The sequence below is a fragment of the Lysobacter oryzae DSM 21044 genome (assembly GCF_059568595.1).
Window position 1 is genome coordinate 361,423 of sequence record NZ_JCANTQ010000009.1, and the last position, 13,726, is coordinate 375,148.

The 13,726-nt window shown below is 69.2% G+C and carries 11 protein-coding genes; 6 read left to right on the forward strand and 5 right to left on the reverse strand.

From position 1 onward, the window contains the following. Positions 1–21: 21 nt before the first annotated feature. Genes BP05_RS05415 through BP05_RS05435 form a run of 5 tightly spaced genes read right to left on the reverse strand, consistent with a single transcriptional unit; the run spans position 22 to position 4,634 of the window. Entirely contained in the window at positions 22–1,956 is a 1,935-nt protein-coding gene (locus BP05_RS05415) for an acetyl-CoA hydrolase/transferase C-terminal domain-containing protein (protein WP_496361250.1), read from the reverse strand. Between the two features lie 27 nt (positions 1,957–1,983). Then, on the reverse strand, positions 1,984–2,391 hold the full coding sequence (locus BP05_RS05420) for a DUF6691 family protein (RefSeq protein WP_496361252.1): 408 nt from the start codon (positions 2,389–2,391) through the stop codon (positions 1,984–1,986). Beyond that, entirely contained in the window at positions 2,388–2,813 is a 426-nt protein-coding gene (locus tag BP05_RS05425) for a YeeE/YedE family protein (RefSeq protein ID WP_496361254.1), read from the reverse strand. Before BP05_RS05425 ends, BP05_RS05420 begins: the two co-directional genes overlap by 4 nt. A 13-nt stretch (positions 2,814–2,826) precedes the next feature. Then, positions 2,827–3,714, reverse strand: a complete 888-nt coding sequence (locus BP05_RS05430; RefSeq protein WP_496361256.1) for an MBL fold metallo-hydrolase — start codon at positions 3,712–3,714, stop codon at positions 2,827–2,829. Then, on the reverse strand, positions 3,711–4,634 hold the full coding sequence (locus tag BP05_RS05435; protein WP_496361258.1) for a S1/P1 nuclease: 924 nt from the start codon (positions 4,632–4,634) through the stop codon (positions 3,711–3,713). Before BP05_RS05435 ends, BP05_RS05430 begins: the two co-directional genes overlap by 4 nt. A 182-nt stretch (positions 4,635–4,816) precedes the next feature. Here BP05_RS05435 and gap point away from each other — a divergent pair, with 182 nt between their 5' ends. The 6 genes from gap to pyk all read left to right on the forward strand — a co-directional run bounded on the left by gap (position 4,817) and on the right by pyk (position 13,724). Next, a complete protein-coding gene (gap, locus tag BP05_RS05440) occupies positions 4,817–5,821 on the forward strand; it encodes a type I glyceraldehyde-3-phosphate dehydrogenase (RefSeq protein ID WP_496361260.1) in 1,005 nt (334 codons plus the stop codon). Positions 5,822–5,911: 90 nt separating this feature from the next. Beyond that, positions 5,912–7,087 carry a phosphoglycerate kinase gene (locus BP05_RS05445; protein ID WP_496361262.1) on the forward strand — a complete coding sequence of 392 codons (1,176 nt, stop codon included), beginning with the start codon at positions 5,912–5,914 and terminating at the stop codon, positions 7,085–7,087. Positions 7,088–7,200: 113 nt separating this feature from the next. Next, the gene (locus tag BP05_RS05450; RefSeq protein ID WP_496361264.1) at positions 7,201–9,237 is read left to right on the forward strand and encodes a DUF3857 domain-containing protein; all 2,037 of its coding nucleotides are present in this window, start codon (positions 7,201–7,203) and stop codon (positions 9,235–9,237) included. Next, positions 9,234–11,504 (forward strand): tetratricopeptide repeat protein, encoded by a 2,271-nt coding sequence (locus BP05_RS05455; RefSeq protein ID WP_496361266.1) that lies wholly within the window; start codon positions 9,234–9,236, stop codon positions 11,502–11,504. Before BP05_RS05450 ends, BP05_RS05455 begins: the two co-directional genes overlap by 4 nt. Positions 11,505–11,535: 31 nt before the next feature. Further along, positions 11,536–12,174 carry an HAD hydrolase-like protein gene (locus BP05_RS05460; protein ID WP_496361268.1) on the forward strand — a complete coding sequence of 213 codons (639 nt, stop codon included), beginning with the start codon at positions 11,536–11,538 and terminating at the stop codon, positions 12,172–12,174. An 83-nt stretch (positions 12,175–12,257) separates the two neighbouring features. Then, positions 12,258–13,724: a pyruvate kinase gene (pyk, locus tag BP05_RS05465; RefSeq protein WP_496361270.1), complete on the forward strand. Its 1,467-nt coding sequence runs from the start codon at positions 12,258–12,260 to the stop codon at positions 13,722–13,724. The last annotated feature ends 2 nt before the right edge of the window (positions 13,725–13,726 follow it).

Consider the following 13,726-nt stretch of genomic DNA (forward strand, 5'->3'; position numbering starts at 1 on the left):
AGGACGCGCTACGGCGACCGGTTACCCCGCCGTGCGCGCCAGTCCCAGCGCCAGCAGCCGCGCTTCCAGGTGTTCGCCCAGGCTGCGGGGAGCGTCCAGTCCCATGCGGGCCGCGGCTTCGCGGTCGCGGATGCCACCGGCGCCCAGCGCCGCCAGCACCGTCCGCAGCTTGCCGGCGCGACTGGCGGTATTGGCCTTGAGCCAGCCCAGGGCCCGTACCAGGCGCTGCTCCACCGCGGTGAAATCGCTGCCGAGCGGATAGTCCGGCAGGGTGCCGTCGCGGCGCAGGTCGGCCAGCGCGTCCCGCAGGCGCTGCGGGTTGTTGTGTTGCGCGCCTGCGTGCATGCCGATGTCGGCGCGTAGCTTGCCGTTGCCGGTCGCGGTGGTGCGGAGCCGGTCCTGGAAGCGCGCATCGGTGATCGCCAGCATCGCGGCGATGCAGTCCTCGTCGCTGCGCCCGCGCAGGTCGGCGATGCCGTACTCGGTGATGTAGACGTCGCGCAGGTGGCGCGGGATGGTCGTGTGGTCGTAGTTCCACACGATGTTGGAGCGCACGCGGCCGCCGCTCTCGCGCGTGGCGCGCAGCAGTAGCACCGAGCGCGCGTCCGGCAGGGCATGCGCCATGGCGACGAAGTTGTATTGGCCGCCGACTCCGGAGACCACGCGCCCGTCGCCCAGCGCGTCCGACACCGCGGCGCCGAGCACCGTCGCCATCATGCAGGTGTTGAAGAAGCGTGCATCGCGGCGCTGCAGGCGCTCGAGCGTCTCGCGTCCGCCGTAGAGTTCGTTGACTTCGCTCACGCGCTTCATGCCGATGGCGCGGCGAGCGTCCTCCGGCATCTCGCGCAGCCAGCGGTAGAAGTCGGGCGAGCCCAGGTAGAACGCGCCGTGCAGGTACTCGCCCTCCTGCTCCAGGCGGACCTGGTCGCCGGCGGTGGCACTGCCCTCGGCGAGGCGCCGCAGCAGCGCCGCGTCGTCGACGACCTTGCGCCGGATCACGCCGGTCTCGACCAGGCGGCGGAAACCTTCATTGATCATCTCGCTGCAGCCGTACAGGCCGTGCTCGAACACGCCCAGTCGCGGATCGTCCGCTTGCGCCGAGTCCAATGCGCGCAACACGCGCCGGTAGGCGGCATTGTCGGTGTGGCGCAGCACCAGCGCATGGCACAGCGCGTCCGACAGCGCGCCGATCCCGACCTGCAGGGTGCCGCCGTCGACCACCAGGGTGCTGGCGTGGAAGCCGATCGCGTAGTCAGTGTCGTTCACCGGTTGCCGCGGCAGCCCGAACAGCTTCGGGTACGGACCCGGCGGCGTGACGACCACATCGAAGAATTCCGCGTCCACGGCGGCGCTGCCACCGAGCCACGGCAGCTCCGGATCGACTTCCGCGACCAGCAGCGGACGGGCGAGTCCACGCGCGGTGATGGCATCGATCGCGTCGAAGGTGAGGTCGGTGTTGCAGGAAAGCGAGAGGCGAGCGCCGTCCGGCGAGCGCGCGACCTTCTGCACGATCGCGTTCACGCCGCGGTCGGCGAGCGCACGCGCCACGTGCGTGTAGTTGAGGCTGGCGTAGCGCCGCTGCGCCTGCGTGGAACCGAGCAGCGCGCCGGACTGGAAGTAGAACTCCTCGACCTCGATATGCGCGGGCAGCGCATCGCGCTTGAGCGCCTGCACGTAGGCCAGGCGCGGGAAATCGTCGCCGAAGTGGCGGGCCACGAACGGACGCAGGAACCGCCCCTCCAGCCCCTTGCCCGGCGCCGGCGGATCCAGCGACAGCGCGGTGTACAGGTGCAGCGGCCGCGCCGGGTCGGCCGCCGCGCGCGCGTACAGCGCATTGAGCAACCGGTGCGGCTTGCCCAGGCCTAGCGGCGCGCCGACGTGCAGCTCGCCTCCGACACGGGCGAGCAGCAGGTCGATGGCGGCCTCGAGCGAGTCGGTGTGCAGGGTGCTTCGCATGCGCCCAGTATGGGCGCGGCGGAGCGCTCAGCGCAGCAGCAGGCGCGCCAGCTGCGAACCGGCGAACAACGCGGCCACGAACAGCACCGCCTCGCCGGCGTGCAACAGGTTGGCCAACGCCGGCCCTGGGCAGTAACCTCCGATGCCCCAGCCGATGCCGAACAGGGCGCTGCCCAGCAGCAGCCTGGCATCCAGGCGGGGTGAGGGGGATGGCGGCAGTTCCGTGCCCAGGTACGTGCGTCCGCGCCGGCGCAGCCAGGCGAAGCCGGGCACCGAAACCGCGAGCGCGCCGCCCATCACCAGGGCCAGCGATGGATCCCAGTGGCCTGCCGGGTCGAGGAAGTTGAGCACCTTGTCCGGGTTGGTCATGCCCGACACCGCCAGGCCGAGGCCGAACAGCAGGCCGGCAAGCAATGCGAAGGCCACGCGCTTCATGCGATGCCCCCGAGGACGTGGCGCAGCACGTAGGTGGTCGCGAACGCCGTGCCCATGAACACCAGCACCGCCACCAGCGAGCGCTTGGACAAGCGTGACAACCCGCAAATGCCGTGGCCGCTGGTGCAGCCGTTGCCGATGCGCGTGCCGAAGCCCACCAGCACGCCGGCCGCGATCAGCCAGCCAAGGGGGAAACCGGTGCGCACCGGCGCCCCGCTGTAGGCCAGCCACGCGCCCGCAGCCACGATCAGCCCGAGCAGGAACGCGAGCCGCCAGCCGCGCTCGCTGCGCTGTTCCACCGTTGCGTTGAGGATGCCGCTGATGCCGGCGATGCGCCCAAGCAGCGCGTACAGCAGTGTCGCGGCCAGCCCGATCAGCGCCCCGCCGAGCAAAGCGGAAACGGGGGTGAACGCGGTGGGCATCGCGTGCGCTCCGTCAGAACTGGTCGAGCGGCACGCGCAGGTAGCGGATGCCGTTCGCGGAGGCGCTGGGCAGCGCGCCGGCGCGCAGGTTCACCTGCAGCGACGGGATGATCAGCGCCGGTACCGCCAGCGTGGCATCGCGCGCCTCGCGCATGCCGACGAACTCGGCCTCGCCGATGCCGGCGCGGACGTGGATGTTGGCGCGCTTCTGTTCGCCGATCGTGGTTTCGCAGGCGGCGGGACGATCGCTGCCGTCTTCGGTGCGCTTGCCGTAGTCGTGGCAGATGAACACGCGGGTCGAATCGGGCAGTTCGTACAGGCGCCGGATCGAGCGGTACAGCATGGCGGCGTCGCCGCCGGGGAAGTCGCAACGCGCGGTACCGGCATCGGGCATGAACAGCGAGTCGCCGGTGAACAGTGCGTCGCCGATCAGGTAGGCGACGCTGTCGCGGGTATGTCCCGGCACGGGGATGACGCGCGCGGGGATCGGACCGAGCGAGAACTCGTCGTCATCGCTGAAGAGGCAGTCGAAATTGTCGGCCGCCGATTCTAGGTTGTAGTCGAACACCGGCGCGAACGTGCGCTGGACCTCGCGGATGCCCTGGCCGATCGCGACCATCGCATCGGGGAGCTGCGTGGCCAGCCATTGCGCGGCGGTGAGGTGATCGGCGTGGGCGTGCGTTTCCAGCAGCCAGCGCACCTGCAGGTCGTGCTGACGCACGCAGTCGAGCAGCTTCTGCGCCGAGGCATGGCCCACGCGTCCGGACTTGGCGTCGAAATCCAGCACCGGGTCGATGATGGCGGCTTGCCGGGTGCCCGGCTCGGCGACGACATAGCTCCACGTGCCGGTGTCGGCGTGGTGGAACGGGTGCACCTGCACCATCGTCGCGGGCGCGTTCATTGCGGCGATCCCAGGGTTTCGTTGAGCAGCGTCGCCAGGCGGTAGGCGGCGAGGCGGATGCGCTGTTCGGCGAGCGCGCGATGCTTCTCGGAATAGCTGCGATCGAGCTTGTGCACTTCCTGCCCGTCCCGGGTCGGGTAAAGCTGGCGCACGTCGGTGAGGGCGCATGATTCGGTGGCCCACGCGGCCGGCGTCAGCGCATTGGGGTCCGACACCGGCGGCCACGGCTCGTGGTCGAGGCGGTCGGTGTACTGGCCAAGGTCGAGGCCGCGCTCGGCCAGCACGTAGAAGTCCCACACCGAGTGCAGGTTGGTGCCCATGACGCCGTCGACATAGCGGTCGCGCGCATAGGCTTCCGGCGCGATGTCGGTGCGCAGGCTGATCTGGTACTTGTTGCCGCCCTGGTCGTTGCGCGCATTGGCGTGCAGCGGCTGGTGCACGTCGCCGACGAAATGGACGATGAACTTGAGCGCCTCGCGGCGCGCCGCGGGCGGCTGGCTGCGGTCGGCGAGGATCGCGCGCTGCGCGGCGATCGCGCCGATGACGCACTGGCCGTCCTTGCAGTCGCGCTCGGGCGCATAGCGGCAGCTGTCGCTGGAGAGGTTGACGTAGTGCCAGCGCGAGGTCTGCTTGAAGCGCTCCGGATCGCTGTCGCGCATCGTGTCCGCCCAGGTGGCGACGCCGGCGAGGGTGGGGTCGGGTTCGCCGGCCAGCAGGCGGGCGACCTCGGCGTTCGCCGCCGGGGTCAGGTGGCGTTGCGCGAGTGCGCCGACCAGCTTGTGGCCCAGGGCGCTCCAGGCGACGACCGGGCCGGCGACCAGCAGCGCGCCGAGCAGGCCAAGGGCGAGGATGCGCGGCCAGCGGCGTGAGGACGGAGGGCGGCGGGCCTGGCCCGCGCGGAGGAGGGGGATCCGGATCATGCCGCCACTTTACCGGAGCCGGCGGGGCACTTCCGTGCCGTATCGGCCATGTCGACCGCGCCCGCGGCCGGGGGCCAAGGGCCGCTCCGCGCAAGGCGGCCGCGGCGCCCCGCCTGCTAAAATATGGGGCTTCTCATCCCGCCCGCGCCCCGCAGGCTCGCTCTCCCAGGAGTTCTCCCGCAATGACGATCAAGGTTGGCATCAATGGCTTCGGCCGCATCGGACGCAATGTGCTGCGTTCGGCCGTGCAGAACTTCGGCAACGACATCGAGATCGTCGCCATCAACGACCTGCTGGAGCCGGACTACCTGGCGTACATGCTTAGCTACGACTCGGTGCACGGCCGCTTCAAGGGCGACGTCAAGGTCGAGGGCAACACCCTGATCGTCAACGGCAAGAAGATCCGCCTGACCCAGGAACGCGACCCCGCCAACCTCAAATGGGACGAAGTCGGCGCGGACGTCGTCATCGAGTCCACCGGCCTGTTCCTCGACAAGACCACCGCGCAGAAGCACCTCGATGCCGGCGCGAAGAAGGTCGTGCTGTCGGCGCCGTCGAAGGACGACACGCCGATGTTCGTCTACGGCGTGAACCACGCCAGCTACAAGGGCGAGGCGATCATCTCCAACGCCTCGTGCACCACCAACTGCCTGGCGCCGCTGGCCAAGGTGTTGCACGACAAGTGGGGCATCAAGCGCGGCCTGATGACCACCGTGCACGCCACCACCGCGACCCAGAAGACCGTCGATGGCCCGTCCAACAAGGACTGGCGCGGCGGCCGCGGCATCCTCGAGAACATCATTCCGTCCAGCACCGGCGCGGCCAAGGCCGTCGGCGTGGTGATCCCCGAGCTCAACAAGAAGCTCACCGGCATGTCGTTCCGCGTGCCGACCTCGGACGTGTCCGTGGTCGACCTGACCGTCGAGCTCGAGAAGTCCGCCACCTACGCCGAGATCTGCGCCGAGATGAAGGCGCAGTCGGAAGGCGCGCTCAAGGGCATCCTCGGCTACACCGAGGACAAGGTCGTCGCCACCGACTTCCGCGGCGACGCGCGCACCTCGATCTTCGACGCCGAAGCCGGCATCGCGCTGGATGGCACCTTCGTCAAGCTGGTGAGCTGGTACGACAACGAGTGGGGCTACTCCAACAAGTGCCTCGAGATGGTCAAGGTCGTCGCCGGCAAGTAAGCGGCGTCCATGCCCGGCGAAGCCCCGCATCACGCGGGGCTTCGCGTTTGCGAGCCCCAGTTTGCTTTTTGAATTCCACAGGAGTCCCCCATGTCCATCGTCCGCATGACCGACCTCGACCTGAACGGCAAGCGCGTTCTGATCCGCCAGGATCTCAACGTCCCCGTCGCCGACGGCAAGGTCACCTCCGACCAGCGCCTGACTGCATCGATCCCCACCTTGAAGCTGGCCCTGGAGAAGGGCGCGGCGGTGATGGTGATGTCGCACCTGGGACGGCCCAAGGAGGGCATGTGGACGCCCGAGGATTCGCTCGAACCGGTGGCAAGGCGCCTGGGCGAACTGCTGGGCTTCGAGGTTCCGCTGGTGCGCGACTGGCTCAGCGCCGACTTCGCCGTGAAGCCGGGCCAACTGGTCCTGCTCGAGAACTGCCGCATGAACATGGGCGAGGGCAAGGACGATGAGGCCCTGTCGAAGAAGTACGCGGAGCTGTGCGATGTGTTCGTCATGGATGCGTTCGGCACCGCGCATCGCGCGCAGGCATCGACGCACGGCGTGATCCGTTTCGCGAAGGTGGCCGCGGGCGGCCCGCTGCTGATGGCGGAGCTGGATGCGCTGGCCAAGGCGCTCGACAACCCGGCGCGTCCGCTGCTGGCGATCGTCGCCGGCTCCAAGGTGTCGACCAAACTCGAGCTGCTGTCGTCGCTGGTCGGCAAGGTCGACCAGCTGATCGTCGGCGGCGGCATCGCCAACACCTTCATCGCCGCGATGGGCCACGGCGTGGGCAAGTCGCTGGTCGAACCCGACCTGCTCGACACCGCCAGGCAGATCATGGCCGACGCCAAGGCGCGCGGCGCCGACATCCCGATCCCCAGCGACGTGGTGGTCGCGCCGAAGTTCGCCGCCGACGCGCCGGCAACCGTGAAAGCCGTGGACGCCGTGGGCGCGGACGACATGATCCTCGACATCGGACCGCAGACCGCGGCGCGGTACGCCGACCTGATCAAGGCGGCCGGCACCGTGGTGTGGAACGGCCCGGTCGGCGTGTTCGAATTCGACTCATTCGGCAAAGGCACGCAGACCCTTGCGCGCGCCATTGCCGCGTCGAAGGCCTTCTCGATCGCCGGCGGCGGCGACACCCTGGCCGCGGTCGACAAGTACGGCATCGAAGAGGACGTGTCGTACATTTCCACCGGCGGCGGCGCGTTCCTCGAGTTCCTCGAGGGCAAGGAACTGCCGGCCGTGGCGGCGCTGAACGCGCGCGGCTGAGCGCTCTCCCCGCATCTGTCGCAACCGTGGCGATGCCGGTGTTCCGGGCCGGCGTCACCAATTCCCGCAGTGCGTGTCGGTTAGAGTACCGGCAGGGGAAACAGAGAACGGCAATGCGGATAGTTCTGGTGATGCTCGCCCTGCTGGCGGCGGGCATGGCGGGTGCGCAGGAAGTCGAACACACGCGCGGCGAATACCGATTTGGAGTAGGGCCGGAGCCCGCGTTCGTGCAGCAGCAGGACGTCGCCACCGAGTGGGATGCGAAGGCCCCGGGCGCGAGCGGTGCGCCCTGGCGGTTCTGGCTTTTCGACGAGCAGGTGGATCGGCGCTCCGGTCGCGATCACGTCTATATCGACTACGCCTATGAAGCCAGGGACGCGACCCTGCTAGGCGAGGCGGGGCGCTACCAGATCACGTTCAATCCCGTTTACCAGCGTCTGGTCCTGCACCGGGTGCAGTTGCGGCGCAACGGCAAGTGGCTCGAGCGGCTGGTGCCGGACCGCATCTCGCTGGCACGCCGCGAGGAGGGATTCGAGCAGGACCTCGCGGACGGCAGCGTTACGGCCCTGATCGTCCTCGATGACGTGCGCGTGGACGATGTCGTCCGGGTGCGGTACTCGATCATCGGCAGCAATCCGATACTGTCCGGCCAGGTCGTCGATGGCGGCCAGTTCGGCTGGAACAGTCCGCTGCTGAAGAACCGCTTGCGCGTGCTGTACGACCGCGGCGCCAAGCCCAACGTCCGCCGGGAAAACGATGCCCCCGCGCCGGTGATCCGCGAGTCGGACGCAGCCACTGAAGTGCTGTTCGAATCCGCGCGCAATCGCGCGTACGCGAACGAAGGCTCCTATCCCGTCTGGTACCAGCCGTATCCCGTCGCGCACGTGTCGCAGGCGCGTAGCTGGTCCGATGTCGTCGCCTGGGCGCTGCCGTTGTATCCGCGCGTCGAGGGAGCGCTGCCCACCGACCTGCAGGCCCACGTCGCGCGCTGGTCGAAGCTGGCCGATCCCCAGGCGCGCCTCACCGCCGCATTGCGCTTGGTGCAGCAGCAGGTCCGTTACTTTGGGGTGGAGATGGGCGACAACACGCACCGTCCCACCGCGCCCGCGGAGACCTGGTCGCGCCGCTACGGTGATTGCAAGGACAAGGCCTACCTGCTGGCGACGCTGCTCAAGCGCATGGATATCGATGCGGTTCCTGCGCTCGTGTCCGCCGGCAGCGGCAAGCGCATTGCCGGCGAGCCCCCTGCCGCCTCGGTGTTCGATCACGTCATCGTGCGCGCACGCCTGGCCGACACGGTGCTGTGGGTCGACCCGACGATGACGTCCGAGGGTGGCGCGGCCCGCGACAGCGACCTCAGCCGATACGGCGTGGCGTTGCCGGTCGCCGCCGGCATCACCGCACTGGAGACGATTCCTGCCGCCAAGGCGTCGCTCGCGTCGATCGTCGTCGCCGAACGCTACGAGCCCAGCGACGACGGGCGCAGCGCCAGGCTCAGCATCCGGACCACGTATCGCGGCCGCTCCGCCGACGATGCCAGGCGCAACTTTGCCGGTGCGCGCCCCGAAGAAACCGCGCGACGCTACGCCGACTACTATCGCCGGCGATTCGGCCAGCTGACGGTCGTGAACGCGCCCGCGTTCGAGGACGACCCGGACGGCAACGTGCTGGCGGTCACCGAGGAATATTCCCTTGCATCGCCCTTCGAGGACGACGGGGGCCTGCACGCGCTCGACCTGTACGCCGAGGCGTTGGCCTCCTCCGCGCAGCTGCCGGATTCGATGGAGCGCAACGGCCCGCTTGCCATCGGCTTTCCCGCCCACTATCGCCAGGAGGTCGAGGTGCGGCTGCCGGCGCGCTGGGTCACGGTGCTGGGCGACGAAGCCCTGGAAATCAATACCGACGCCTTCGCGTTCGGACGCGATGTGACCGTCAAGGATCGCAGCGTCAAGATTGATTTCGACATGAAGGTGACGGCGGACGAAGTGCCGGGCGACAAGGTCGTCCCGCATCTGGTCGAGTTGCGCAAGGTGCGGGACAACCTTTACGCGAGGGTGGCGATCAAGCCGGCGCCAGTCGCGCAAAGCAAGGACCGGGATGCGCGGCTCAAGGCGCTGCTGAAGAATGCGATCGAGGACGAGGCAAAGTGAAGATCGACAGGACGATTCTGGGTTGGGTTGTCGGTGCCGCGGCTGTCCTGGCCATGGGCTCGCCGCTGGCGCAGGTGCGCGACGCGGCGGATGCGGCCCGCGCGTGGGAGCAGTTCCTCAAGACCGCGGATGTGGACGAGGCCTACGGCGCCCTCGATATCCTCGACAAGGTCGGCTATGACGTCACGTCGGTCGACGCGGCGAAGTGCCGCGACAACGCCGATGCGATGCGGGCCGCCGTGGCCGCGGCGCCCGTGAGCCTGGCGATCAGGCGCGCCGCCTTGCTTTGCGCGGATGCCCTGAACGACTCCGCCACCGCGGAGCGCGAGATGGCCGTGGTCGCGGCGCTGTCGCAACAGGCCATGAAGCAGGCCGGCACCGAGTCGCTGCTGTCGGACCCCATCCGCGTGTTGGGGCTTGCCGATGCCTATGCGCTGGTCGAGAGCCTCGGGATGACCGCGCGGTACTCGTACTACAGCCAGGTGCATGCGAGCCGCCACTTTCCCTTCGTGATCGCCGCCTGGGACGAGGATGCGAAGCGGGAGCGGCGCTTGCGCTTCGACTTCGTCGATACCGCATACACGCTCAGCCGAAGCAATCCGCTGGCGGGCTACCCGATGCTGCGTACCGTCATGGCCAATGCGTTCATCAGTGGCGGCGTCAAGGCGGATCTGTTGTCTTCGGTGGACGCCGCCGCGGTGCAGGCGGCGGCCGCCGAGGCCAGGCCGGAGGACAAGGTGGCCAAGCTGCGGCGCAGCGCCAACGCGGGAGGCGTGCAGGCGGCGACGTCCTGGCTGATGGTTTGTGCGTTTGCGCCGAAGTACACCGGCTGCGCGGATGGCTTGGTGGATGCGCTGTTGCCCGGCGCGGAAGCCAACAACGCCGTTGCGATGGTCCTGCTTGCATTCGCCCAGCACGAAGGCATCGGGACGAAGCGCGACGCTGCCGCCGCCTGGGCGTTGCTGGACGCGGCGGACCGCGTTGCGCCACAGGAAGCGGTGAACGACTTCGTTTCGTTGTGGTCGATGACGCGAAGCGGCACCCCGCTGCCCGCGGAGGCCGGGCAGCGCCTGTCGCGCGCCGGGAAGACGGTCAAGGCGGCCCGCCTGACGGCCATCCAGCTCAAGGCCGCCGGCAAGGCGGAGCTTGACGCCGCCGACCTCGCGTTCCTGGCGGACCCAGCGGTCAACCGACGTGGCCAGGGCTATTCCGTGCTGGTCGACTATTTCGAGGCAAGGGGCAGGAAGAAGGAGCAGCAGGACGCGACGCAGAAGGCGGCACTGGCGGGCTCCACCGCCGCCAAGGCCCGCTATGCCTTGACACTCTTCACGGGCGCCGACGGCGTCACCCGCGATGTCGCGCGTGCCGACGCACTGTTCACCGAAGCGGCGCACGAGGGCAACGTCCGCGCCGCGCTGTACAAGGCAGGAACCAGCTACCTCGCCGGGAATTTCGCCGCCGCCGAAAGCTGGGCGCTGGCGCCTGCCTCCGCCGCCGACGTCGACGCCATCCTGTTCCTTGCCGACCTGTACACGCAGGGTCGCCCCGGCGTTTCCGGCGATATCCAACGCGCGTTGCGGATCTACAACATGATCGCGGCGGATGAAGCCGGTGGCGCGCCGGCGCGGCGCGCGCTTGCCGAGCTTGCCCTGCGCGGCAAGGGCATGCCCAAGGACCCCGCAAAGGCGAAACAGTGGCTGCAGGGTGACGCGAGCGCCGGCGACCACGAGTCCGAGGCCATGCTGGGTTCCCACTACCTCAAGGGCGATTTCGGCAAGGTCGAGGAATCGGAAGGACGACGCTGGCTGGAACGTGCGGTCGCCGCGAACAACGAGCGCGCGTTCGTCGAATACGGCAACTGGCTGTTCCAGACCAAGGGCGACGCCAAGTCGCGCGCCCAGGCGATCGAGCTCTGGACCCGTGGCGAGGCCGCCGGTTACGTGAGTTCCACCAACAGCCATGCCTGGGTGCTCTGCACGTCGATCCATGACGACGTGTTCGATCCCAAGCGCGGACAGGAGATGAGCAAGCGCCTGGGCGATACCGAGCGCATGGCCCCGGGCGTACTGGACACGGTGGCGGCGTGCGAGGCGGCGGCGGGAGACTTCAAGCGCGCCGCGGCCCTGCAGGAACGGGCTGCGGCGCAGTTGGCGATAGTGGACGCGGCGCCGGGCCCGGAGTCGGACGGCAAGCAGCCTGGATATCGGCAACGCCTCGACCTGTACCGCGCCGGCAAGGTGTACCGCAGCGCCGGCACCGGCAACTGACCGCGAACGCGTCCTCGCCATGGGAAACACGATGCCCACGCTCTTCTTCGACATGGACGGCACGCTGATCAATTCCGAGATCGGCATCACCCGCTGCGTGGCGCACGCGCTCACGCAGATGGGGCTGGAAGTGCCGCCGGATGCCGAGTTGCGGCGCTGGATCGGCCCGTCGCTACGCACCAGTTTCGCGCCGTTGCTGGGCGACGAGGCGAAGGTGGAGGAGGCGGTGCTGCATTACCGCGACCGGTTCGAGTCGCACGGCTGGGCCGAGCACGAGATCTACGCCGGCGTCGGCGAGGCGATCGAGGCGCTGCACGCCGCCGGCCACCGCCTGGCGGTGGTGACGGCGAAAAACGAGCCGCACGCGCGCAAGATCGCCGCGCACCTGCCGTTCGGCCATCGCTTCGTCGACATCGTCGGCGCCACCGTCGATGGCAGCCGCAGCCACAAGCCGGAGCTGATCGCCGAAGCGCTGCAGCGGCTTGACGTGGCGCCCGACCAGTGCTGGATGATCGGCGACCGCCGCATGGACATCGAAGGCGCGCTGCACCACGGCATGCGCCACGTCGGCGTGCTGTGGGGCTTCGGCGGCGCGGACGAACTGCGCGAGGCCGGGGCGCAGCGCCTGGTGGCGCACCCGGACGAACTGCTGCCGCTGCTCGCGGCCTGAGGTCGTATTCAGTGCCGGGCGTTGGACGCCGGCCTTCGCCCGTGTGCTAGGTTTCGGACGATTCCGAGCAGACCAGCGCAGCAATGTCCAACAACCGCAGACGCACCAAGATCCTCGCCACCCTCGGCCCGGCGACCGACGCCCCGGGCGTGCTCGATGCCCTGCTACTGGCGGGCGTCGATGTCGTCCGCCTCAACTTTTCCCACGGCGATCCATCCGGCCAGGTGGCGCGCGCCAATGCCGTACGCGAGGCCGCGCACCGGGTCGGCCGCGAGGTCGGCATCCTCGCCGATCTGCCCGGCCCCAAGATCCGCATCGAGCGCTTCGCCGAAGGCCGCGTGCAGCTCAAGGCCGGCGACCGCTTTGACCTCGTCGCCAGCGACAGCGCGCCGCCCGGCACCGTGGGCGAGGTCGGCGTCAGCTACCTGGGCCTGCCCGGCGACGTGATTCCCGGCGACGTGCTGCTGCTCGACGACGGCATGATGCAGCTGCGCGTTGAGCGCATCGAGGGCGAGCGCATCGTCAACACCGTGCTCAACGACGGCGCGCTGTCGGACCGCAAGGGTTTGAACAAACTGGGCGGCGGCCTGTCGCTGGGGGCGCTGACCGAACGCGACTGCGAGCTGATCAAGGTCGCCGCCGAGCTCGGCGCGGATTTCATCGCGGTGTCGTTCTGCCGCAATGCGCAGGACATGCACGATGCGCGCCGGGTGGCCCGGGCCGCCGGCAGCGATGCCGCGCTGGTGTCGAAGATCGAGCGCGCCGAGGCGATCGAGAACCTTTCGGAGATCGTCGAAGCCAGCGACGTGGTCATGGTCGCGCGCGGCGACCTCGGCGTGGAGATCGGCGATGCCGAGCTGCCCGGCCTGCAGAAGAAGATCATCCGCGAATCGCTGGAGCGCAACCGCGTGGTGATCACCGCGACGCAGATGCTGCAGTCCATGGTCGACAGCCCGATCCCGACCCGTGCGGAAGTCCTCGACGTGGCCAACGCCGTCATCGACGGCACCGACGCGGTGATGCTGTCGCAGGAATCCGCGGCCGGGAAATACCCGGTGCGCGCAGTCGAGGCGATGGCGCGCATCTGCCTCGGCGCCGAGCGCCAGTTCGAGTCCGATACCGATTTCGAAGAGGCGCCGCGCAACCTCGAGCGCGCCGACCAGGCGATCGCGATGGCGACGATGTTCCTGTCCGAGCACATCGGCGTGCGCGCGATCCTCGCGGCGACCGAATCCGGCGGCACCGCGCGCTTCCTGTCGCGGTTCCGCTCGCCGGTGCCGATCTATGGCCTGTCCCGCCACGACGGCGCACGCCGGCGCATGGCGCTGATGCGCGACGTGTTCCCGATCGATTTCGACAGCCGCGGCCTGGCCTCGCGCGAAGCCGCACGCTTGTCGATCCGGCAGCTGTTCGATGCGGGCTTCCTGGCCGAAGGCGAGCGGGTGATCTTCACCAGCGGCGACCACATGGAGCACCACGGCGCCACCAACACCCTGCGCCTGCTGCAGGTGGGCGCGGGTGGCAAGGCCGAGGGGCTGGGCGAGCTCTAGCC